Here is a 22432-nt window from a genome sequence, read left to right as displayed (position 1 = left end):
CCTGGAGGTGAACTCGTCCATGGATTCCGTGACAACGCGCTCTGGTGAAGACCACCTTCCTGTGATGCACTGGGTGCATGAGCTTCGACGCGCACCACATTTCGCAGACGATCCGCCGAGACCCCTCCGACATCGCTGTCTTCGCCGGCAATCCGGCAAACCTCACGCAGTGGGCCGCGGGCCTGAGTGAGGGCATACGCAATGAGGCAGGAAGGTGGATCACCGATTCGCCGATGGGTGAGGTCGAGGTCAAGTTCCGTCCTGGCATCGAATTCGGGATCCTCGACCACGACGTGATCTTCCCGGACGGCACCAGCATGCACAATCCGCTGCGGGTACTTCACAACGATGACGTCAGCGAGGTCGTCTTCACCGTCTACCGCCTCCCGAATGTCAGTGACGAGGAATTCGCCCGGGATATCGCGGCAGTGGAGAAGGATTTGGAACGTCTGCGCGATGTCCTCGAAGGCTGAGCAGACAGCGGCTTCCCTGGGTTGGGGGCACCGGTTCATCAACGCCGCCATGCGCACCGTGTACTTCGGTCGCATCCCTGTCCTCGACGTCGGTGCCGATCCCGCTGCCAGGAACGAGTCCGCAGACCGGAGCAAAACCTTCGTCCGCGACGAATCCTCGAGCGACTCCACTACACGATCACCCCCGCGCCTCATCATCTCCAGTCACCGCAATGGAGCCATCGACGGTCATCAGGTTCTCGCCGCATTCCCGCGCGTCCAGTTCCTCATCTCGATCCAGCTCATCCGCAGCTGGTTCCTGCGTCTCTTCATCGCCGGCATTCCCGTCGTCCGTCCCAAGGACGTCGAACGCTACAACCTCGATCCAGCTTCGGTGACCAGTCCGGTCGAAGCCGGTACTGCACACCTGCGCCGAGGTGGTGATCTGGGCATCTTCCCCGAAGCCAGCAGCGAGTGGGGCCACCGACCCCAGCACTACAAGTCGGGTGCCGCCCGCATCGCCTGCACCCTGATCGAGGAGGGCATCGATCTCGAGGTCATCCCGGTCGGTCTCTTCTATTCGACTCCTGACCGGTTCCGTTCCCGCGCCGAGGTGGTCCGCGGGAAGTCGATCACGATTCCTGACCGCAATGGCCAGGATCGATCTGTGTGGGAGGATCAGGTCGCCTCGGCGATGGGATCGGCCCTCGACGAGGTCTCGGTGAACTGTCCCGATGAGGAGACCTTCGAACGGATCCAGGCGAACGCGCTCGACGTCGCCCGCAGTACCTCGGGCGGAGCGGCCACGTTCGCGAAGGCCTTCCTGGACCTGCAGCGTGAATCGACCACGGCCGCAGCTGATGGCGCACCCGCGGCTGCGAGTCTCGCGGTCACCGTGCTGCGCTGGGTGGGGCTCGCACTCATGTGGCTCTTCGCTCCCGTACTCGGAGCAGCTGCCTTTGCCGGCTCGCGCGCAGACGGTCGCAATACTGTCACATTCTTCCGACTCCTCGGGAGCTTCGCAGCGGTTATGGTCTGGGTAACGGTACTCATCGTTGCCGCATTCTTCTGGCCCTTGGTCATCGGAATCGGCATCGTCAGTGCGGTCTGCGGCTGGCTGCTGTTGGGCCTGCGTCGCTTCCGTCTGTGACCCGATCGACCTCTGACCCTTCGACATTTGCACCCACCTGCGACATCTCAAGGAGCACTCGTGACACTCACCCTCGGCTTCACCGATCCTCTCGCCACAGAACTGGCGACCAGCGGCGGCAAGGGCGCCAGTCTCGCGAAGTCCGCGCAGAATCTGCCCGTTCCCGGCGGCTTCATCGTCACCGCCGAGGCCTACACTCAGTTCGTCACACCCCTGCAGTCACAGATCACCGAGCTCATGGACACAGAGCACCCCGCCGAGGCGATCGGTGACCTCATCCGCAGCACCCCGGTCCCCGATTCCTGGCTCGCTGACTTCGAGGCGGCGGCTCAGGCTGCTGGCCTGAGAGATGAGGCCGTGGCGGTGCGTTCCTCGGGGACCATGGAAGATCTGCCCGGAGCGGCCTTCGCCGGTCAGCACGACACCTACCTCGGTGTTCGCGGAACACACGCCATCGCCGAGGCGGTGCGCGACTGCTATGCCTCACTATGGAACCCGCACGCCTTCCGTTACCGCCAGCAGCTCGGGGTTGACCAGCTGGAGGCGAAGATGGCCGTCGTCGTCCAGCTCATGGTCGCAGTCGGCGCCGAGGAGGCTGCCGGGGTCGCGTTCTCCGTCGATCCGGTGCGCGGCAACACGGACGAGGTCCTCATCAATGCGGCGTTCGGTCTCGGCGAGACCGTCGTCGGCGGCGAGGAACCAGTCGACGAATTCCGCATCGCTCGCGCCGACGGCACCCAGGTCGCAGCAGAGATCGCGGACAAACCCAAGGCACTCGTCATGGATGGGCACGGCGATGCGCGCACGAGGGAGGTCCACCTCGGCGAGGATCAGCAGACTCGTCCGGCGCTGACTGCTGAACAGGCTCGAGCGGTGGCCGAACTCTCCGTCCGCGCGGAGGACCATTTCGGTTTCCCGCAGGACATCGAATGGGCCTTCAGCGGTGATGACCTCTTCCTCCTGCAGTCGCGACCGATCACTCGCGTCGCACCTCGGTGGACCCGGGACGAATCCGCTGAACGATTCCCCACTCCTGTGACGCCTCTGACCTGGGATCTCGTCGAGGCAGGGTTCCACTACTCACTCAACCACAGCTTCGACCTCATGGGCCTGCCGCCCTTTGACGACAAATGGTTCGTGATGCGCGACTTCTACATCTACGGCAACCAGACGGCCGTCGACCTCTACGCCGGGAGACTGCCGACGAAGATGCTCTCCAGCGTCGAGACCATCACCGAATCTCTGCCGGAGATCGCTTCTCAGTTCGGCTGGGTGCAGGAGCTGCCGGTGCGGTGGATGCGTGATCTCGACACATATCTCATGGGCATCGGCAAGCTGTCCCACGAACCTTTGGAGGACAAGTCGCTGGCCGAGGTGTGGGATCACGTGATCGCCATCAGCGACCTCGGCACCGAGTACTTCCGCCCCAATATCGCGATCTCCCTGACGCAGCAGACCCTCTACGGAGCGCTCTCGCACATGCTCGAGATGGCGCTGGACAAGGAGACTGCGCAAGTCGTATTCGAACGGCTGCTGGCATCGACAGAGACGAAGACCTCGCAGGTCAACGCAGAACTCTGGGAGCTTTCACGCACGGTGCGCAGCAATCCCGAGCTGGTCTCGACGCTGCGCAGCCACACCGGAGAAGAGGGACTGGCGGTTCTCGATGATTTCCCCGCCTTCTTCGAGGAATTCGCGACCTCCCTCGCCAAGCATGGCCACCGTGAACTCGACTTCGATGCCTACCATCCGACCTGGGTCGAGGCCCCGCACATCGTCCTCGATCAGGTCCGCCTGCTGGCCGACCGGGAGACGAACGCCGCAGCGGACTCTGACCTGGAGCGCAAGGTCTTGCAGGCCGAGACCGAGCGTGAAGTGATCAATGCCGCCCCGGAGAAGCTGCGCTATCTGGTCCAGGAGGTCATCCGTCTGGCACGGGCGTACACGGCGCTCGATGACCTGGAGCACTACCAGACCACACGCCTGACGCTGCCGATGCGCCGAGCCCTGCGCGAACTTGGTCGCCGGCTCGTCGACCAAGGTGTCCTCACCGACCCCATGGACGTCTACTTCATCAACTATGAGCCCCTCAACGCAGCGATCCGTGGTGCCGACGGGCAGCACTCCCCCGCCGAGGCTCTGGCTGGCCTAACTGCGATCGCGGAGAAGAACAAGGCCGGGTATCAGGAAGCGGTCTCACGGACTCCCGAATGGGAGCATGGTCGTGCTCCCGAGGTCGGCGATGACACGGACGGTGACTTCATCAAGGGAACCGCCGGCAGTCCCGGCGAGGTCACAGGTGAGGTCTTCGTCGTCCACAGCCCCGAGGACTTCTCATCCTTCCCGGACGGGGCGATCCTCGTCGCCCGGACCACAAATCCGGCGTGGACGGCTCTGTTCTACCAGGCCAGCGGCGTCATCACAGAAAGCGGCGGAGCACTCTCCCACGGCGCGGTCACAGCTCGTGAACTCGGCCTGCCCGCAGTCATGGCCGTCCGAGACGCCACCAGCCGCTTCACCTCGGGCCAGACTGTGAGCGTCAACGGCAGCAACGGCACGGTGACACCGGACTGAGACCCACCTCGGCGAGGGCCAGGGCTCATACCGCCTGAAGAGCGTCCACGGGACTGATCGACGTGGCCGCGCGTGCCGGGGCACGGCTGGCGGCGAGCACGGCCAGAAGTGAACCGGCGACGACGGAGATGATCACCCACCAGGGCACGGACGGAGCGAAGAATCCAGTCAGCGGTGACAGCAGCACCAGGGCACCGATCCAACCGAAAGCGATGCCGAGTGGCACCGCGACCAGGCAGGCGGTCACGCTCAGCTGCATCCCCTCGGCGATGATCATGCGTCGCACCCGTCGCGGAGTCTGGCCGAGGGCCATGAGCAGACCGATCTCCTGAGTGCGCTGTCGCACGGAGAGCGTGAGCGCGTTCGCGACTCCGATGACGGCGATGATGACGGAGAAGAGGACCATGCCGAGGAAGAACATCATCGTCTGATCGATGATGGTCTTCAGCACATCCTCGAAGCCGCCCCACCCGTCGTCGCCGAGCGATTCGGCGTAGTCGAGGAGCTGATCTCTGAAGGTCGTCATGGCCGTGGCGAACATGACGATGAGCGTGATGCCGATGACGAGTCCGATCACCGTGCGCGCATTGCGGGTGGGATGGCGAGCGATCGTCGACGCAGCCAGACGCGCGGTTGCCGTTCGGCCGAGCAGCCACCCGGTCAGTGTCTGCAGCGGCGGAAGAATCCACGGGTTGCCGACGATGACGCCGACGAAGGTCAGTGCGGCACCGACGGCGACGAGAAGCACGCCCAGGACACTCACCGTGTTCCCGCTGGCACCGACGACGCCGCTGATGAGGAGGGTGATCCCCATGGACAGCAGGATGAGTGCACCTGCCAAGGCTCCCATCGAAGCGCGCGCGTCCTCGGGGCGACGCTCGACAGCCTGAGAGGTGGCCTCGATCGGCGAGATGCCGCTGATGCGTTGGGCGCCCAGATACGCGGAGAACCAAGTCACGACGATGGTCGCCGCGCCGGGGAGGAACATCATCGGACTGAGCAGTTCGGGTTCCACGGTGATCTGTTCGCCGAGGTAGGCCGTCGTTGCCTTCGCAAGTGCGGTGGAAACGAGGAACGCGGCGATGGCACTGGGTATCGAAACGAGCAGTCCCTCCACCGAGGCGGCCCGACGCAGCCGTCGGGAGGAAGCTCCGATGAGCCGCAGCAGTGCCAGTTGACGGCTGCGACCGGCGATGATGATGGAGAACGTATTCGCGATGACGATGCTCGAGACGAACAGTGCGATGACGAAGAAGACCAGCCCCACCGTTGTGAGCAGGCCCTGCGCTGTGTCGGACTCGGAGACGATCTTCGCCGATGACATCCAGGCCGTGAGAATCTCGATGCCCTGCATGATGACTGTGCCGAAGAGTGCGGCGATGAAGACGACGAGGAAGCTGGGTGCGAACTGGCGCGGGTTGGTCCGGATCTCCCGCATCGGGTTCATCGGCGCCCTCCAGCCTCGACAGCCTCGGCCTGCGCGTCGAGGTCGAGCATCTTCTGTGCAATCACCTCGGCGCTGATCGAGTCGTTGAGCTCTGAGACGGGCGTACCGTCGGCAATGAACACGACGCGGTCGGCATAGGCGGCCACGATCGGATCATGCGTCACGAGCACGATCGACTGGCCGAGCTCGCGCACGGCCTCGGACATGATGGCCATGACCTCGCGGCCCGACCGTCCATCGAGGTTGCCGGTCGGTTCGTCGGCGAAGAGGATATCCGGTCGGGTGGCCAAGGCACGGGCGATGGCCGTGCGCTGCTGCTGTCCGCCCGAGATCTCGCTGGGCCTATGCTTCAGCCGCCCGTCGAGGCCGAGGCGCTTGACGATGCTGGAGATCCAGGCGCGCTCATCGGCATTGGGCTTGCGATCATCGAGTTCGAAGGGCAGCACGATGTTCTCCCTGACGGTGAGGGTCGGCACCAGGTTGAACGCCTGGAACACGAAGCCGATCCGCCGCCGACGCAGGGCGGTGAGCTCATCCTCACGCAATGCGGTGATCTCACGTTCGCCGATGTGCACAGTCCCCGAGCTCGGCCGGTCGAGTCCGGCGAGGATGTGCATGAGGGTGGATTTGCCCGACCCCGAAGGACCCATCACGGCCGTCAGACGTGCGGGAGCGATATCGAGAGAGACCTGGTTGAGAGCGACCAGCGCTGCCCCGTTCGGATCAAAGATCTTCGAAACATCACGAAGTTGAGCGATGGGCATCGGTGAGGCGGTCGTCATAGGGTCCCTACATTGTTGCGTCAAACTGTCTTGTCCAGACTAACGACCCTTGGCGGCGAGGAACATAGGATCTGACTGATCAGTAGGTGTGAGCCGCCTGTACAGCACTGGGACGACGGCACGGGGGCGACGACACGGCGAACAACCTCGGCGGGCGAATACACAGCGGGTGAATACACGTGTGGCCCGGAACAAAGTTCCGGGCCACACAGGTATCAGATGAGGATCAGTCCTCGTCCTCTTCTTCCTTCTTCTCGACGACCAGTGTCTCAGTGGTGAGAACCAGTGCGGCGATTGAAGCGGCGTTGCGCAGTGCCGAGCGGGTGACCTTGACCGGGTCGATGATTCCGGCGCCGATGAGGTCGCCATAGGAATCGGTAGCGGCGTTGTATCCCTGGCCGGAAGCAAGTTCCTTGACCTTGGACACGACGACGTAGCCGTCCTGGCCAGCGTTGGCAGCAATCCAGCGCAGCGGCTGAACGACTCCGCGCTTGACGATGTCAGCACCGGTGGCTGCGTCGCCGGTCAGGCTCAGGTCGTTTCCGTCCAGAACCTTGGCTGCGTGGATCAGAGCCGATCCACCGCCGGCGACGACGCCCTCTTCGATGGCTGCACGGGTAGCAGACACAGCGTCTTCGACGCGGTGCTTGCGTTCCTTGAGCTCCACCTCGGTGGCGGCGCCGACCTTGATGACTGCGACTCCGCCGGAGAGCTTAGCCAAGCGCTCCTGCAGCTTCTCGCGGTCCCAATCGGAGTCGGTGTTCTCGACCTCGCTGCGGATCTGGGCGACCCGACCATTGACGTCCTCGTCGGAGCCAGCACCATCGATGATGGTGGTGTTGTCCTTGGTGACGGTGATGGTGCGGGCGTTGCCGAGCTCTTCCAGGGTGACCTGGTCGAGCTTCATGCCCATATCAGCGGTGACGACCTGGCCGCCGGTGAGGACGGCGAGGTCTTCAAGGATCGCCTTGCGGCGGTCGCCGAAGCCGGGAGCCTTGACGGCGGCAACGTTGATGATGCCGCGCAGCTTGTTGACGACTAGCGTCGACAGAGCTTCGCCTTCGATGTCCTCGGCCACGATGAACAGAGGCTTTCCGGCCTGCTGCACCTTCTCCAGCACAGGGAGGAGCTCCTGGATGTTGGAGATCTTGCCCTGGTTGATGAGGATGAGCGCGTCGGAGAGCACAGCTTCCTGGCGATCAGCATCGGTCACGAAGTGCGGCGAGAGGTAACCCTTGTCGAACTGCATTCCCTCGGTGATTTCGAGTTCCACAGATGCGGCCTGGGATTCGTCGATCGTGATGACGCCGTCCTTGCCCACCTTGTCGAAGGCATCGGCAATGAGCTTGCCGATCTCTTCGGACTGAGCGGACAGACCGGCGACGTGTGCGATCTCCGAGGAGTCGAGAACATCGCGAGCGATGGTTCCAAGCTCGGTGGAGACAGCCTCGACGGCGGCTTCGATTCCGCGCTTGAGGGCACCTGGTGCGGCGCCGGCAGCGACGTTGCGCAGACCTTCGTTGACGAAGGCCTGTGCCAGGACGGTCGCGGTGGTGGTTCCGTCACCGGCGATGTCGTTGGTCTTGGTGGCAACTTCCTTGGCCAGCTGAGCGCCGAGGTTTTCGTATGGGTCGTCGACCTCGACCTCACGAGCGATGGTCACACCGTCGTTCGTGATGGTGGGTGCGCCCCACTTCTTGTCGAGAACAACGTTGCGGCCCTTGGGTCCCAGCGTCACCTTGACGGTGTCCGCGAGGATGTTCACACCCTTTTCGAGTGCACGACGAGCCTCGTCGTTGAATTCAAGATTCTTAGGCATTCGTCCTCCTGTCAGTGAAGTAGTTGGTCAGGGGATTCAGCCGATGACGGCGAGCACGTCACGAGCCGAGAGCACGAGGAACTCTTCTCCTGCGTACTTGACTTCGGTGCCGCCGAACTTGGAGTAGATGACCTTGTCGCCGATGGCCACGTCAACTGGGACGCGGTTTCCATTGTCAGCAACGCGGCCTGGGCCCACTGCGACAACTTCGCCTTCCTGAGGCTTTTCCTTGGCGGTTTCGGGAATGACCAGACCACTGGCGGTAGTCTGCTCTGCTTCGACCTGACGGATGACAATCCGATCTTCGAGTGGCTTGATGGAGACCGACATATCGGGCCCTCTCCCTTCGCTGGGTTCAATTCTTCTTTGAGTCAGACGGCGGCTGCTGCCATGAATCTCTCGTCGTCGCGGGTGCCGAGCGATTCGACCGTCTCATGAAACTGGCACTCACTGAGTGCTAGTGCTAATTCGACTTTAGAACGCTCTTAGCACTCGGTCAACTCGAGTGCCAAGGATTGTCCACGCTCTGGGCGAAACCCCAGGAAAGGTGCCCGAAACCCCAGGAAAGGTGTTCGAAGGCGACCCTGCCGGCGGCAAAGTTAGGGCACCTTCCGCTGCAAGGTGCCCCTCTCGTGAATGCAGGTACGGACCCGGAAGATGATCTTCCGGGTCCGTACCTGTGGCTGTCGTCTGTGACCTTATCGCTTCAGTTCAGCATGTCGCTTACTGCAGGTCAGCAGTCGCGCTCTGCGATCAGGCGCAGGCCCACTGGCTCCAGCCGGCTTCACGCTGCAGCTTCTTGGCACGATCGAACTGCTCCTGCGGGCTGGCATCGACCGGATTGCCGCTGCCTCCCATGTTCTGCCATGTCTGGAGCTTGAACTGGAACAGACCGAAGTGTGCATGGTTCGACTGGTTCACAGCCTTCGGGTTGAACTCAGACTCGCACTTGGCAACCTGGTACCACTTGGATCCTGGTCCGCCGAGCATGTCCTTGATCTCCTGGGTGCTCATGTCGCCACCACCGGAGCCGGAGCCGCCGCCACCGGTGCTCTTGTCACCGTCGTCGGAGCCGCCCGAACCTTCGTCAGAGCCGCCGTCGCCTGTTCCGGCGTCCGAACCGTTGTCGGAGTCGTCAGGCTTCTCTGCGGGGGCTTCGGGGGCTTCCTTCTTCTTGGTGCCCTCGATGACAACCTTGGCCTTGGGCTCGGAGAGGACCTTCTCGTCCTTCTTCTCCTTCTTCACCTGTTCGCCATTGACGGTCTTGACCTTGTAAGAGACCTGCTTCTGGCCGTCCTTACCCTCTTCTTCGACCTTGGTCTCACCCTGGTACAGGGAGTCAGACTTCTTGGTCTCGGTCTTGGCCTTGATGGCTTCCTTCTCCTTGACCGTGTCGTTCTTCACACGGTTCACGGTGAGGACCTGGCCGTCGGAGACCTTCGAGCTGAGGGGAACGGACATGAAGTCGTCCTTGTCGAGCTTCAACTTGGTCTCGCCGAGGGCTTCCTTGGCGGTTTCCGCTGCGGCTGAGACCTTGTGGTCCTTGCCATCGGCAACAATCGTGATGTCCTTAGCGGTCGTCACGTCAATGTCATTGCCTTGTTCCTTGAGCTTCTGGTTCGGCTTAGCGTTGAGGTCGGCGCCCTTCGCGTCCACACCGAGGTCGGCCAGCGCCTGACCGACGGTGTTCGCGTTGGTCCACTCGTCGCTTTCCTTGCCGTCGACGGACAGCGAAAGCTTCTTCGCGGTATTGACGGTGATCGTCATATCCCGCGAGATCTTCTTGTCTACGCCTGGCTTGACCTTGTCGCGCTTCTCGATGTCGAGGTCGCGGCTGTCGAGGACGTCCCCCACGGTTCCACCGAAGGTCCGAACCTCTTCGGCCTGACCATTGACATCCAATGTCACTGGCTTGTTCATGGTCACCACGGCACCCGTGCCACCCACGAGTCCGGTAATCACTACCGCCTGTGCAGCAATTTGCACTTTGCGGTTCTTGAGAAAATCAATCACAAAAATATCCCTGGGGCAGAGGTCATCAACTCATCCACTGTAACCGATTCGTTACAAGATACGCAAAACATTACGAACATGTAACAACGAGGGTGCCTGAGCTGGCGCTCTCACCAGGACTTCCCCGTGTTTCCGGGCTTCGTCACAATCGTGACATTTACCCGCCGAGGTGGCTGATCGCGCGTCATCCTCAGCCCCACCGAGGTGGCTGATCGGCTGGCCGTGTCGATACATCGCTGGAGCGCCGAAACCACTCTGTGTGCCCTCTGTGTCAGGCTGTTTTGTGACAGTTATCTGACCACACTGGCGGGGAGAGAAGTCTGTTATGTCTTTTAAAGTTCCGTCCCGTTCCTCGAATCACGGACATTTCACCACGGCCCAGAAACTCGAGATCCTGGACGAATATGACAAATGCATCGAGATGGGTTCCAAAGCCCAGCTGGCCCGGACTGTCGGGGTCGACCCCGGCACTATCCATAAGTGGTTCATCGACCGAGAGAATGGTTGCCTGACCTCTCGATCGGATCGGCTATCCCAGCGACAACAAGCTCAAAGCCGCTGAGAAGAAGCAACTCACACAGCTCCAGGCCGAGAACGAGGCGCTGAAGGCCAGGCTGGCCAAGTCTGAGGCGGCAGTGGACATACTGGGAAAAGCGTCCGCGCTCTTGGGCGCGATGTCCAAGAGCGCGGCCTCGACAGACCTGACGCTGCCCGAGGTCGAGGAGACCAGGCCGGACTGGATGAACCCGCCACAGTGAAGGCAATCGGGTACCGGTTCATCGGCGATCTCGTCGGGGCAGGCTGGTCTATCAAGGCCGCCTGCGAGTTGATGGGCGTGCACCGCACGAGCTGGTATCGCCACCAGAATCCCTCGGCCCCGGCCGGGGTGCACGTCCCGCAGAAGGAACGCGACTACCCGAGCCGGATCACCACGGCCGAGGCAGACGCGTTCATGGCGCTGTTGAACTCCGAAGACTACGAGAATCTGTCTGTCACCCAGGCGTATTGGCGGATGCTCGATGCCGGACAGGTGCCGTTTTCCGCGTCGACGGCTCACCGAGTGGTGGCCGCACACGGGCAGAACGGCGACCGTCGCGCCCAGCGCCGTCGAGGCCAACCCAAGCGGCCTAAACCGGTCCATGCCGCGTGCGCACCGAACCAGCTGTGGAGTTGGGACATCACAATGCTGCGCGGTCCCGGCAGGGTCATTTATCGTCTCTACGCCATCGTGGATGTCTTCTCCCGCAAGATCGTTGGCCACCGGGTTGAGACGTCCGAAATACCCATCTACGCCCGGGCGATGATCGATCAGGCCGTGGCAGCTAACCAGCAGCACCCTGACGTGTTGCACGCCGATAACGGTGGTCCCATGCGAGCGGCAACGACTGTCCAGTTCGCTCAGTCCCTGGGGATCAAGCTGTCCTTTTCCCGGCCCAGGGTTTCGAATGACAACCCGTTTAGCGAGTCGACGTTTAAGACCATCAAGTACCACTTGGGCTTTCCCGACCGGTTCGAATCCATCGACCATGCTCGTGACTACATGGCCGCGTTCATCGCTGACTACAACGCCAACCACCGCCACAGCGGCTTGAAGTACTACACACCCAACGATGTTCACCACGGACGCACTGACCTCGTTCGAGCTCGTCGCCAAGCCACTTTGGAGGCTCGTCACTGCGCGCACCCAGAACGATTCCACAACTACCCTGTAGTCGCTGGCCCGCCGACTCACGCCGGCATCAATAGCCCAGAAAACACCGAGCTGTCACAAACAGCTTGATATATACCGTGTGCACAGGGGTTTCGGCGCGACACCGGTGTGTCGGCGAACGAGCGTCGCGGGGGCTGCCATTGTTGCCCGCGACCGCGCCGAGGCTGTCGTTAAGTTGTTTAGCTGGTCGGCTGTTCAGGCCCAGCTTCCGAGCGCGGTCTCCGCGTTCTTCCACACGGCGGCGCAGAGGTCCTCTTCGCTCATTCCACGTACCTCGGCGAGCATGCGCGCCGTGACCGCGGTCAGGTACGGGCCGCCGGGCTTGCCGCGGTGCGGGTGCGGGGTGAGGAACGGAGCGTCGGTCTCGGTCAGCAGCCGATCCAGTGGAGCCGCAGCCGCCGCACGTCGGAGTTCATCCGCGTTCTTGAACGTGAGGTTCCCGGCGAAGGACATGTAGTACCCGGCGTCTGCGCACTCGCGGGCCATCGCCTCGTCGCCGGAATAGCAGTGGAAGATCGTGACCTCGGGGGCACCTTCCTCGCGGAGGATGCGCAGCACGTCGGCGTGGGCCTCACGGTCGTGGATCTGCAGGGCCTTGCCCGTGCGTTTGGCGATCTCGATGTGGGCACGGAAGGAGCGCTGCTGCTCGGCGACACCGTCTTCGCCGGTGCGGAAGTAGTCGAGTCCCGTCTCCCCCACCACGCGCATGCGGTCGTTGGAGGCCACGAGTGACTCGATCTCCGTGAGGGCATCGTCGAGCCTGCCGCGTTCGGCCAGCCTCGGTGCCTCGTTCGGGTGCAAAGCCGCACCGCCGAGCATCCACGTTCTGCCTTGTACCGACTGCTGCGTGACGAGCTCGGTCGTCCACCGTGCGGCAGGCAGGTCGCAGCCGATCTGCACGATGCGCTCGACACCCGCTGACTGGGCGGTATCGAAGAAGAAGTCGAGGCTCGGGAACTCCTCGTCCTCGGCAGGTCTCACCTCGGGCTCGGGTTCGCCAGCCCCCAATGGCAGCCGCGCACCCGTGCAGATGTCGAGATGGGTGTGGGTGTCGACTACAGGGTGGGCAAGCGGCTCAGGCACCGGAGGATAGGTTCCGGCGGCGCGAGAGGCCATTATTCGGTCTCCTCCACGAACTTGGGGAACACTGGGACCGGCTTCGGCAGTGGGATGCCTGGCTCCAGCGGGAAGTCGATTGCGGCGAATGAACGCGGATCCACCTCGGCGGCATTGACACCGTTCTCGGCGGATGCCGCGGCCATCGGTGCGATGCCCGCCGCTGCGGATGCGGCACCTGCGGCGACGCCGACTCCGGCGCTCACGGTCACGGGGGCCATCGCCTCGGCGCCGGCACCACTGTCAGTCGCAGTCGGCAGCACCTTCGCACCGGCTTCACCGACGCCCTCGGGCACGCCGAGGAGGTCGAGGATCTTGCCGGCGGAGTCGGGCATGACGGGCTGGATGAGGATCGAGATGATGCGCACGACCTCGATCGTCACCCACAGCACAGTGGCCATACGGTCAGTATCGGTCTTCTTCAGCTTCCAGGGTTCCTGGGCGGAGAAGTAGCGGTTGGCTTCGGAGAGCACCTTCCAGCAGGCCTCGACGTAGAGGTGGAGGGCCTGGGTGTCGACGTGACGGCGAGCGGTGTCCGGGACCGCGCGGGCCATCGCCAACAAGGCTTCGTCATCCTCGGTCAGTTCACCTGGCTGCGGTACCTGTGCCTCGCAGTTCTTCGCGATCATCGACAGCGAGCGCTGGGCGAGGTTGCCGTACTCGTTGGCGAGGTCGGAGTTCTTGCGGGTGATGATCGAGTCCTTCGTGTAGGACCCGTCATTGCCGTAGGAGAACTCGCGGAAGAGGAAGAAGCGCAGGGTGTCGAGGCCGAACGCGTCGACGAGGTCGATGGGATCGACGACGTTGCCGACGGACTTCGACATCTTCTCACCGGCGTTGAAGAGGAACCCGTGGGCGTGGACGCGCTTGGGCAGCTCGATGCCGGCGCTCATGAGGAACGCGGGCCAGTAGACGCTGTGGAAGCGGATGATGTCCTTGCCGATGATGTGAACGTCGGCGGGCCACCACTTGCTGAGGCGGTCCTCGTCGTTCGGGTATCCGGCGGCGGTGAGGTAGTTCGTCAGGGCGTCGATCCACACGTACATGACGTGCTTTTCGTTGCCGGGCACCGGCACTCCCCAGTCGAAGGTGGTGCGGGAGACTGAAAGGTCCTTCAGGCCCGAGGCGACGAATGAGGCGACCTCGTTGCGGCGCGAATCGGGGCCGAGGAACTCGGGGTGGGTCTTGTACAGCTCAAGCAGCTTGTCCTGGTACTTCGAGAGGCGGAAGAAGTAGGACTCCTCTTCCGTCCAGGTCACCTCGGTGCGGGTGTCCTTCGACAGGCGCACACCGTCGACGACCTCGGTCTCATCCTGCGTGTAGAAGGCCTCATCGCGGACGGAGTACCAGCCAGCGTAGGTGTCGAGGTAGATGTCGCCGGACTCTTCGAGCTTGCGCCAGATCGCCTTAGACGCCTCGTAGTGGTCCTCGTCCGTGGTGCGGATGAAGCGGTCGAACGTGGAACCGAGCGCGAGCTGAGTGTCGCGGAAGTTCTTCGCGTTGTCGTCGGCGAGCTGCTTGGGCGAGATGCCGAGCTTGTTCGCCGCCTGCAGCATCTTCAGACCATGTTCATCGGTGCCGGTTGCGAAGAACACCTCGTGATTGTCGAGGCGCTTGAACCGCGCGATCGTATCGGCCGCAATGTACTCATATGCGTGCCCGATGTGGATGGCCCCATTGGGGTAAGCGATAGCTGTCGTCAAGTAATAACCCATAGGTCACTCAGTCTAAGGGACGCCAGGCCGCAGGCGCGCAAGGGTCCGTGAGACTCGACCCCCGAGCGCGCACGGGTGGGTGCGGTGCTCAGGTCTATCCACACCCTCATACGCGCAATTCCGCAACTCGGAGGGGCCCTCGGGTCTCATTCCCGGTGCAGCCAGGCCTCGTAGACCTCACGTTTGGACAGTCCGAACTGCTTCGCGACCTGCCCTGCAGCATCTTTCGCGCGAACTCCGGATTCCACGAGTTCGCCGACGGTGTCGAGGTGATCTTCCGGGGCCGTCTCGACCGCGGTGGCTCCTGCGAGGACAAGAGCCAGCTCCCCACGCAGTCCGTCTGCCGCAAGGTCACGCAGCGAGGACACGGTCCCCCGCATGGTCTCCTCGTAGGTCTTCGTCAGTTCGCGGCTGATGCTCATGGGCCGGTCTGGACCGATGACCGTAAGGAAGTCATCCATCGTGTCGGCGATGCGGTGGGGGCTTTCGAAGAACACCATGGTCCGCTTCTCACTGCGCAGTTCTTCGAGGAGGTTCTTGCGTGCCCCGGATTTGCGCGGCAGGAAGCCTTCGAAGCTGAACCTGTCGCTGGGCAGTCCGGAGACGGCGAGCGCCATGAGCACGGCAGAGGGTCCCGGCGTGGAGGTGATCGGCAGTCCGGCCTCCGCGCATGCCTTGACGACGCGGTACCCGGGGTCCGAGACGGCGGGCATTCCCGCATCGCTGAGCAGGACAACCGTCTGCCCGGAGCGAATGAGCTCGACGAGCTCGGGCGCCCGAGACTGTTCGTTGTGATCGAAGACGCTGATGACACGTTTGGTGTGCGTGAGTTCCAAACGCTGCGTCAGCGACAGGAAACGGCGGGTGTCCTCGGCTGCGATGACATCGGCTGTTTCGATGGCACGCTGCATACGCTCACTCGCATCGCCGAGGTTGCCGATCGGAGTCCCGACCAGCACGAGTCTGCCGCCCGCTGAGGCCGAGGCAGGATCGACACTCGCTGGCTCAGAGGCATCATCATCGACGAGGAAGTCATCGTTGCCATCGGTGTCCGGGCTCCCGGACATCAACCGGCTGACCCCGCACCGACCATGGCGACTCCGAAGACAAGAACCATGATTCCGACGTAGCCGACCCAGAACAGCAGCCACAGTGCGGTGCCGATATAGCCGACCCACAAGGAGGCGACGGCCATTCCGTCTCCACGCTCTCCGGACTGTCGAATCTGCTTACGGGCAATATGGCCCATGATGATTCCGGCGATGCCTGCGAGGAAGAAGCTGCTCATCACTCCGAAGATCGAGGCGACGAGGGCAATGATCGCCATCGTGTTCGTGGGCGGAAGCGGCTGGTAGCCATACGCCGCTCCGGGTCCTCCAGCGGCGTATTGGGTGTTGGCACCATATGCGGCGTTGGGGTTATAGCTCGCAGCGCCGTTGTTGGCATTCGCGTAGTTGGCATTCGCGTTGTTGTAGCCGCTGCCCGTTGCGGGGCCCGACTGCGGCTGCTGGTAATACATGTCTGGATTGTTCCAGTTATTCTGACTGCTCATGGCGCGATCTCCTTGCGTATGCCTACAACGGTACCGAGTCGACCTCTGCGACAAAAGGTGAGGTTGTTACAGATGAGTCTCATTTCAGTCAGTAGGTCGCTTCTTCGGCAGCAACGCCCATCATGATTGCGAGCACCATAACCCCGATGTAGAGGCCCCAGAAGATCAGCCAGAATCCAGCACCAAGGTAACCTGCCCAGAGCGCCGTCAGTGCCAGCGCGTCTCCGCGTTCACCGCGCTTGCGTATCTGCTTGCGGGCGATGTGGCCCATGACGATCCCGGCGATGCCTGCAGGGACAAATGATGTCATGGCCCCTGCGAGCGAAAGCACCATGGCGACGATCGCCACGGTGTTGGTCGGCGCGATCGGCTGGTAGATGTACGTCACTGGGCCAGCAAATCCGGGGTTGGGCCCGAACCCGACATTGGATCCGTAGGCAGCCGAATTTGGATAGGCGGAATAGCCTGGGTGGGTCCCGTAAGCCGAGTGACCCGAAGCTGCGTTGTTGCTGCGGGCGGGCAGTTGCCGAGTGTACATATCTGGTTCGCTCCTGTTGTCGTGGCTGCTCACGGGATGATCCCTGCTGGAGAGATGTTCCCCTTGCGTCTGACTACAACGCTATCGAGCCGCCCGGCTACGAACGGGCCAAACCTGTTGCAATCCTGCACCAACGGTGTCAGGAGACGATCCTGACGTTCCCTCAGTAGCTCAGCCCCGCAGCGAGGACCCCGAGGCCCAGAACGCCGACGAAGATGACGATCATCAGCAGAGCGAAGCCGATGCCGATGTAGCCCATGACCAGCCCGGCGGTGGCCTGACCGCGGCCATCTTCGCCGGTCCTCTTGATCTGGCCACGGGACACGTGGCCAAAGATGACGGCGAGGATCGGGGCGATCCACAGGAACATCGCCACGATCGAGAACAGTATGCCGATGACGGGGACCATTGAGAGGATGCTGCAGACCAAGCCGCCGCCGAGTCCAATGATGCCCATCCACATCGCCCAGCCCGACAGGGTGTTCACCTTCGGGCGCACCATCATCATCGGCGCCCCGTAGGTCATCGGCTGGCTGTACGCGCCCGGCTGGCTGTACCCGTAGGCGTCCGGCTGGCTGTAGACCGCGGGGCCGGACTGGGTCTGCTGATACGGATTCGGGTTCGAATACTGGTTCGGGTTCGAATACTGCCCCTGGTCCTGGTACTGGCCTGAACCGTACCCGGGCTGCGGCTGCGACGCTCCGTAGGCGTTGTTGAACTGTTGGGATCCGACCTGTGGTGGATCGCTCGGGCGATAGTTCGGGTTGTAGGACACGCTCTTCACCGTTTCATTCGTTTGCCGCCTGTTGAGGACTACCTTAGTCGTCCTGACAGCCTGAAGGACAATGCTCCGACGACTCACTCTGAGGACCAGATGGGAACAAGCGTCTCCTCGGACCTTAAACTTGACGATAATGACTCAACCCGACAATCCCCAGGCGCCGAGGCGGTCCACCGACCCCATCGATGAGTCGACCGACCCCACACACTCCCAAACCGGCGCCCCCTCGCCCACAACGACCTCGGCTCCCACCAAGCTCATCGCCCGAGAACGACGCGCAAACCGGCGCGAATCGATCCGCGCCAATGCCGCCGCCATCCGCAGGCGCTCCTTCACCGCCGGAATGTGGGCGACTCGGGCACCGATCTGGATGTGGCCGGCCCTGCTGATCATCACGGCCATCGGCGGTGTCCTCAGACTCTTCAATCTCGACTTCCCCCATCGCCTGATCTTCGACGAAACCTATTACGTCAAGGACGCCTACTCCGTCTTCAAGTACGGCTACGAACGCTCCTGGCCGGAGAACGCCGATGACTCCTTCAACGCCGGAGACCCGAGCGTCATCGAGTCGACCCCCGAATATGTCGTCCACCCGCCGTTGGGCAAATGGATCATCGGTGCCGGCATTCACCTCTTCGGCGCCGACGACTCCTTCGGCTGGCGGTTCTCAGTCGCCATCGTCGGCACCCTGACGATCTTCCTCATGGGCTTCATCGCGTGGAAGCTCTTCCGCTCCGCATTCTTCGCCTGCGTCGCAGCCGGTCTGCTCTCGATCGACGGTGAGCATTTCGTGCATTCGCGCACCAGCCTGCTCGACATCGTCCTCATGGCCTTCGTGCTCCTGGCCTTCGCCTTCATCATTCTCGACCGAGAGTTCGTCACGAAACGACTGGCCACATACACGGCCTCAATCAGACCCCCAGACCGATCTCGGTCCTATGCGCTTACTCCCGACTCAGAACGTCGCACCCCCACCGAGGCGGTCGCGACGTCGAGAGCTCGTGTTCGTCGCCCCTCGCGAGGCAAGGATCTGATCAACTTCGGGCCCCGCCTCGGCGTGCGTCCCTGGCTCATCGCCGCAGGCATCAGCCTGGGTCTGGCGATGGGAGTGAAGTGGTCGGGGCTCTATGCCGTCGCCGCATTCGGGATCCTCGTCGTCGCCTGGGACGTGCATTCGCGCCACCGCGCCGGCATCGTCCACCCCTGGCTCGGCATGCTCATCCGTGACAGCATTCCTGCTTTCATCAAGCTCGTGCCCGTGGCGCTGCTGACCTACATCGTCACGTGGGCCGGGTGGATCCGCTCCGACGATGCATGGGACCGGCAGTGGGCGTTCGAGAACGGCGGCTGGTGGAGTGCCCTACCGGACTGGCTGCTGTGGCTGCCGTCTCTGGCCCACTATCACTACACGGCATATTCGTTCCATGTCGGCTTGGACTCGGAACACCCCTATATGTCGAACCCATGGGGGTGGATCGTCCAGTGGCGGCCGACCTCCTTCTACTACGAATCTCCTGATCAGGGGAGCATGGGATGCGCCGTTGAGCACTGCTCTGCGGCGATCACCTCGGTCGGCAATCCGGTGATCTGGGGACTGGCGCCCATCGCCATCCTCGTCGCACTGGTTGCCTGGATCATCCGCCGCAACGTCCGCGCCGGCGTCATCCTGGCCGGACTCGCCGCCACCTGGCTGCCTTGGTTCGCCTACCAGGAACGCACCATCTTCACGTTCTACACGATCGTCATGGTGCCCTTCGTCGTCCTCGCATTCACCTACTGCCTCACCCTCCTCTGGGGCCGAGTGCCCATCACAGCGTCTGCCCCCACCGCGACTGCCACCTCCGCGACCGGCCCCGGCGACCATTCAGACCCTACCGACCCAGCAGATTCTTCCGCCCCCACAGACCCGGCAGACCCGGCAGACCCGGCAGCCGATGCCACCCACCACGCGCCCAAACCGCGTGGCCCCATGTTCTCCGGTAGCGGCACTCGAATCCCCTGGCCACTGTTCGGACGCCGGATGGCCGTAGGGCTCATCCTCGTGGCCGCGATCATGGCCTTCGCCTACTTCTGGCCGATCTACACCGGCGAAGTCATCCCGTTCGAAGCCTGGAACAACCGCATGTGGAACGTCACCTGGCGCTGACCGCTCAGCTCCACAACCGGTAACCGACGCGGCCCCCGGCACCTCGACACACACCCGCCACGAAGGTGTCGCCTCGGCGACATTGCTCGTTCACCTCAGGGCCACATGCCGTCGCTAGCGTCGAATCATTGTGAACTACCAATCGACTCTGACTCCCCCAGCGCCCACCGACGGCGTGGCCACAGCGCCCGCTGACAATGAGAGCGCAGCACGGCCGCATCGGGCCGTGGCCATCATTCCCGCCCGGGGCGGCTCCAAGGGAATCCCGCTGAAGAACCTGCAGAAGGTCGCCGGTGTCTCGCTTCTGGCGCGCGCGATCAACGCTGCCAAGTCGACGCCGAGCATCGACCGTGTGGTCGTCTCGACCGATCATGAGGGCATTGCCGCAGAGGCAATTCGATCCGGCGCCGAGGTGTCCCACCGTCCCGCTGACATCGCCAGCGACACCGCGACCAGCGAATCGGCACTGATCTACACGCTGGCCAACCTCGGCGAGGAATTCGACACCACCGTGTTCATGCAGTGCACCTCGCCGTTCATCGACTCAGCCTCGATCGACAACGCAGTTGCCGCGGTCCGTGACGGTGACGCCGACGTCGTGTTCTCCGCCGTCGAGGACCACTCATTCCTGTGGCGCCTCGATGATGGCGAATCTGCAGTCGCCGTCGGGCACGAAGCCAGCTTCCGACCCCGCCGCCAGGACCGGGCCAAGCACTACAACGAGACCGGCGCGTTCTACGTCATGCGCACTGATGGTCTGATCGAGCACGGGCACCGCTTCTTCGGTCGCGTCACGATCGAAGAGGTCCCACCCGAGCACGCCCGCGAAATCGACGACATGTCCGATCTGTCGCTGGTCCGCGCGATCGCCTCCACACAGGAGACCGCGCAGGTCATCGACGTCGACGCCCTTGTCACCGACTTCGACGGAGTCCACACCGACGACGGCGCCTACGTCGACGAGGACGGCAACGAACAGGTTCGCGTCCACCGCGGCGATGGCATGGGAGTCTCACGCCTCGTGAAGTCAGGGCTGCCTGTCATGATCCTGTCGAAGGAACGCAACCCAGTTGTCACTCGCAGGGCAGAGAAACTTCACGTGGATGTCACTCAAGGCGTCGACAATAAATCAAAGGTCCTGCAGTCGTGGATCGAAGAACAGGGCCTCGACGCGACCCGAGTGGCCTACGTCGGAAACGACATCAACGACCTCGAAGCCTTCGACGTCGTCGGCTGGCCCATCGCAGTCGCGGACGCCCACCCCAAGGTGCTCGCAGCGGCTCGAGTGATCCTCGATCGGCCCGGCGGAAAGGGAGCGGTCCGCGAAGTCTGCGACCTCATCCCAGTGCCGAACTCAGCAACGGAGCAGCTGCCGGCTCGAACATTGACATCGGTGCTCAGCTCCGACTCACACCACACCAATGCTCACCGACCATCCATCCAGCAGCAACAGCCGTTGCTCACGAATCACGCAGAAGGTTTGCGTACCAATCGAAAGCAGGTTTCATGACTGATCAACTCGCCCCAGTGGCCTTCGGCAACCACCTCGTCGGCCCGAACCAGCCCGTGTACATGATCGGCGAAATCGGCATCAACCACAACGGCGACGTCGAAATCGCGAAGCAGCTCATGGATGTCGCCGTCACCGCCGGTGCCCAGGCCGTGAAGTTCCAGAAGCGCAACCCCGATGTGGCTGTGCCCGAACACCAGAAGTCGAAGATGCGCTCGACCCCGTGGGGCGAGATGACTTACCTCGACTACAAGTGGCGCGTCGAGTTCGGCCAGGAAGAATATGCCGAGATCGACCGCTACGCCAAGGAAGTCGGTCTGCAGTGGTTCGCCTCCCCCTGGGACACTGACTCCGTGGACTTCCTCGAAAACGAGTTCGACGCCCTGACCTACAAGGTCGCCTCGGCTTCGCTGACGGACTTCGAACTTCTCCGTGCCATCGCCGCAACCGGCAAGCCCGTCCTGTGCTCCTCGGGCATGTCCGACTGGGCCACACTGGATGCAGCCGTCGAGGTCTTCGACCGCGACAAGCTGGTCCTCATGCACGCCACCTCGACCTACCCGCTGCCTCCCGAAGAGGTCAACCTCAAGGCCATCACCACCATGCGCGAGCGCTACGGTGTGAACGTGGGCTATTCCGGCCACGAGCTGGGCCTCGAGATCTCCTTCGCCGCCGCAGCTCTGGGCGCCGCGACCATCGAACGCCACATCACGCTGGACTCCTCGATGTGGGGCTCGGACCAGTCCGCATCGATGGAACCACGCGAGTTCACCTCGCTCGTCAAGGGAGTCCGCGTCCTCGAGACCGCCTTCGGCGACGGCGAGAAGCGCGTCATGCCGGGCGAAGAGTCGAAGATCGATTCCCTCCGCAAGGTCAGCGTCTAATCTGACCTGATCGTCTGAACCTTCGCGCGATCGTCTGATCGTTCGACTACGGCCCCATCGCCTCGCCGAGGTGGTGGGGCCGATTTCGTGTCCCCTCGCCGAGGTGGACTGTTCCGGGTTAGCGGCAAGAATGTGTGTATGGGGCCAGCGTGTTGGATCTGGATTTCACCCTGATCGTCCGCCCCACCCTTTCCGGATTCCAGTCCCGTCCTCGACGCTGAATGACGTCCCGTAAAGCGCAT

At 62.9% G+C, this 22432-nt stretch carries 19 protein-coding genes; 8 read left to right on the top strand and 11 right to left on the bottom strand.

Annotation, left to right across the window (positions count from 1 at the left end; translation table 11 throughout):
- Positions 1 to 77 precede the first annotated feature (77 nt).
- From BAUR9175_RS15790 to BAUR9175_RS15780, 3 genes are read left to right on the top strand one after another with little or no spacing between them, the layout of a single operon-like run.
- Positions 78 to 473, top strand: a complete 396-nt coding sequence (locus tag BAUR9175_RS15790; RefSeq protein WP_101584420.1) for a polyketide cyclase — start codon at positions 78 to 80, stop codon at positions 471 to 473.
- The gene (locus BAUR9175_RS15785; RefSeq protein ID WP_101584418.1) at positions 457 to 1602 is read left to right on the top strand and encodes a lysophospholipid acyltransferase family protein; all 1146 of its coding nucleotides are present in this window, start codon (positions 457 to 459) and stop codon (positions 1600 to 1602) included. Before BAUR9175_RS15790 ends, BAUR9175_RS15785 begins: the two co-directional genes overlap by 17 nt.
- 60 nt (positions 1603 to 1662) lie before the next feature.
- The gene (locus tag BAUR9175_RS15780) at positions 1663 to 4176 is read left to right on the top strand and encodes a PEP/pyruvate-binding domain-containing protein (RefSeq protein ID WP_101584416.1); all 2514 of its coding nucleotides are present in this window, start codon (positions 1663 to 1665) and stop codon (positions 4174 to 4176) included.
- A gap of 25 nt (positions 4177 to 4201) precedes the next feature.
- Here the strand turns inward: BAUR9175_RS15780 and BAUR9175_RS15775 are convergent, their stop codons facing one another.
- The 5 genes from BAUR9175_RS15775 to BAUR9175_RS15755 form a co-directional block, all read right to left on the bottom strand.
- Complete coding sequence (locus BAUR9175_RS15775) at positions 4202 to 5623, bottom strand: FtsX-like permease family protein (protein WP_096157404.1); 1422 nt, start codon at positions 5621 to 5623, stop codon at positions 4202 to 4204.
- Complete coding sequence (locus tag BAUR9175_RS15770; RefSeq protein WP_009883263.1) at positions 5620 to 6405, bottom strand: ABC transporter ATP-binding protein; 786 nt, start codon at positions 6403 to 6405, stop codon at positions 5620 to 5622. Before BAUR9175_RS15770 ends, BAUR9175_RS15775 begins: the two co-directional genes overlap by 4 nt.
- Positions 6406 to 6631: 226 nt before the next feature.
- Positions 6632 to 8224, bottom strand: a complete 1593-nt coding sequence (groL, locus tag BAUR9175_RS15765; RefSeq protein ID WP_009883264.1) for a chaperonin GroEL — start codon at positions 8222 to 8224, stop codon at positions 6632 to 6634.
- A 36-nt stretch (positions 8225 to 8260) separates the two neighbouring features.
- On the bottom strand, positions 8261 to 8554 hold the full coding sequence (gene groES / locus BAUR9175_RS15760; RefSeq protein WP_009883265.1) for a co-chaperone GroES: 294 nt from the start codon (positions 8552 to 8554) through the stop codon (positions 8261 to 8263).
- A gap of 423 nt (positions 8555 to 8977) precedes the next feature.
- Positions 8978 to 10144: a resuscitation-promoting factor gene (locus BAUR9175_RS15755; protein WP_226824182.1), complete on the bottom strand. Its 1167-nt coding sequence runs from the start codon at positions 10142 to 10144 to the stop codon at positions 8978 to 8980.
- A gap of 728 nt (positions 10145 to 10872) precedes the next feature.
- Here BAUR9175_RS15755 and BAUR9175_RS19755 point away from each other — a divergent pair.
- The gene (locus tag BAUR9175_RS19755) at positions 10873 to 10995 is read left to right on the top strand and encodes a hypothetical protein (protein WP_257944352.1); all 123 of its coding nucleotides are present in this window, start codon (positions 10873 to 10875) and stop codon (positions 10993 to 10995) included.
- A complete protein-coding gene (locus BAUR9175_RS15750; protein ID WP_101584410.1) occupies positions 10992 to 12017 on the top strand; it encodes an IS3 family transposase in 1026 nt (341 codons plus the stop codon). Before BAUR9175_RS19755 ends, BAUR9175_RS15750 begins: the two co-directional genes overlap by 4 nt.
- Before the next feature lie 126 nt (positions 12018 to 12143).
- Here BAUR9175_RS15750 and BAUR9175_RS15745 read toward each other — a convergent pair whose 3' ends face one another.
- The 6 genes from BAUR9175_RS15745 to BAUR9175_RS15720 all read right to left on the bottom strand — a co-directional run bounded on the left by BAUR9175_RS15745 (position 12144) and on the right by BAUR9175_RS15720 (position 17653).
- Positions 12144 to 13064, bottom strand: coding sequence for a TatD family hydrolase (locus tag BAUR9175_RS15745; protein WP_101584403.1), 921 nt, complete (start codon positions 13062 to 13064; stop codon positions 12144 to 12146).
- Entirely contained in the window at positions 13064 to 14779 is a 1716-nt protein-coding gene (metG, locus tag BAUR9175_RS15740; RefSeq protein ID WP_101584401.1) for a methionine--tRNA ligase, read from the bottom strand. Before metG ends, BAUR9175_RS15745 begins: the two co-directional genes overlap by 1 nt.
- A 146-nt stretch (positions 14780 to 14925) precedes the next feature.
- Complete coding sequence (gene rsmI, locus BAUR9175_RS15735) at positions 14926 to 15846, bottom strand: 16S rRNA (cytidine(1402)-2'-O)-methyltransferase (RefSeq protein WP_180959260.1); 921 nt, start codon at positions 15844 to 15846, stop codon at positions 14926 to 14928.
- Positions 15846 to 16331, bottom strand: coding sequence for a DUF4190 domain-containing protein (locus tag BAUR9175_RS15730; RefSeq protein WP_101584400.1), 486 nt, complete (start codon positions 16329 to 16331; stop codon positions 15846 to 15848). Before BAUR9175_RS15730 ends, rsmI begins: the two co-directional genes overlap by 1 nt.
- 88 nt (positions 16332 to 16419) lie before the next feature.
- Positions 16420 to 16869 carry a DUF4190 domain-containing protein gene (locus tag BAUR9175_RS15725; protein WP_257944351.1) on the bottom strand — a complete coding sequence of 150 codons (450 nt, stop codon included), beginning with the start codon at positions 16867 to 16869 and terminating at the stop codon, positions 16420 to 16422.
- Positions 16870 to 17032: 163 nt separating this feature from the next.
- Positions 17033 to 17653: a DUF4190 domain-containing protein gene (locus tag BAUR9175_RS15720; protein ID WP_101584396.1), complete on the bottom strand. Its 621-nt coding sequence runs from the start codon at positions 17651 to 17653 to the stop codon at positions 17033 to 17035.
- Between the two features lie 130 nt (positions 17654 to 17783).
- On the opposite strand from BAUR9175_RS15720, the gene BAUR9175_RS15715 reads away from it, so the two are divergent.
- The 3 genes from BAUR9175_RS15715 (at position 17784) to BAUR9175_RS15705 (ending at position 22190) form a co-directional block, all read left to right on the top strand.
- The gene (locus BAUR9175_RS15715) at positions 17784 to 19796 is read left to right on the top strand and encodes a dolichyl-phosphate-mannose--protein mannosyltransferase (protein ID WP_257944350.1); all 2013 of its coding nucleotides are present in this window, start codon (positions 17784 to 17786) and stop codon (positions 19794 to 19796) included.
- 130 nt (positions 19797 to 19926) lie between these two features.
- Positions 19927 to 21306 carry an acylneuraminate cytidylyltransferase gene (locus tag BAUR9175_RS15710; RefSeq protein ID WP_101584395.1) on the top strand — a complete coding sequence of 460 codons (1380 nt, stop codon included), beginning with the start codon at positions 19927 to 19929 and terminating at the stop codon, positions 21304 to 21306.
- Complete coding sequence (locus BAUR9175_RS15705) at positions 21303 to 22190, top strand: N-acetylneuraminate synthase family protein (RefSeq protein ID WP_101584393.1); 888 nt, start codon at positions 21303 to 21305, stop codon at positions 22188 to 22190. Before BAUR9175_RS15710 ends, BAUR9175_RS15705 begins: the two co-directional genes overlap by 4 nt.
- Positions 22191 to 22432 lie beyond the last annotated feature (242 nt).

The organism is Brevibacterium aurantiacum (assembly GCF_900169065.1).
GTDB lineage: Bacteria > Actinomycetota > Actinomycetes > Actinomycetales > Brevibacteriaceae > Brevibacterium > Brevibacterium aurantiacum.
The sequence above is the reverse complement of the archived record's forward strand: the minus strand, read 5'-3'. Positions and strand labels throughout refer to the sequence as shown.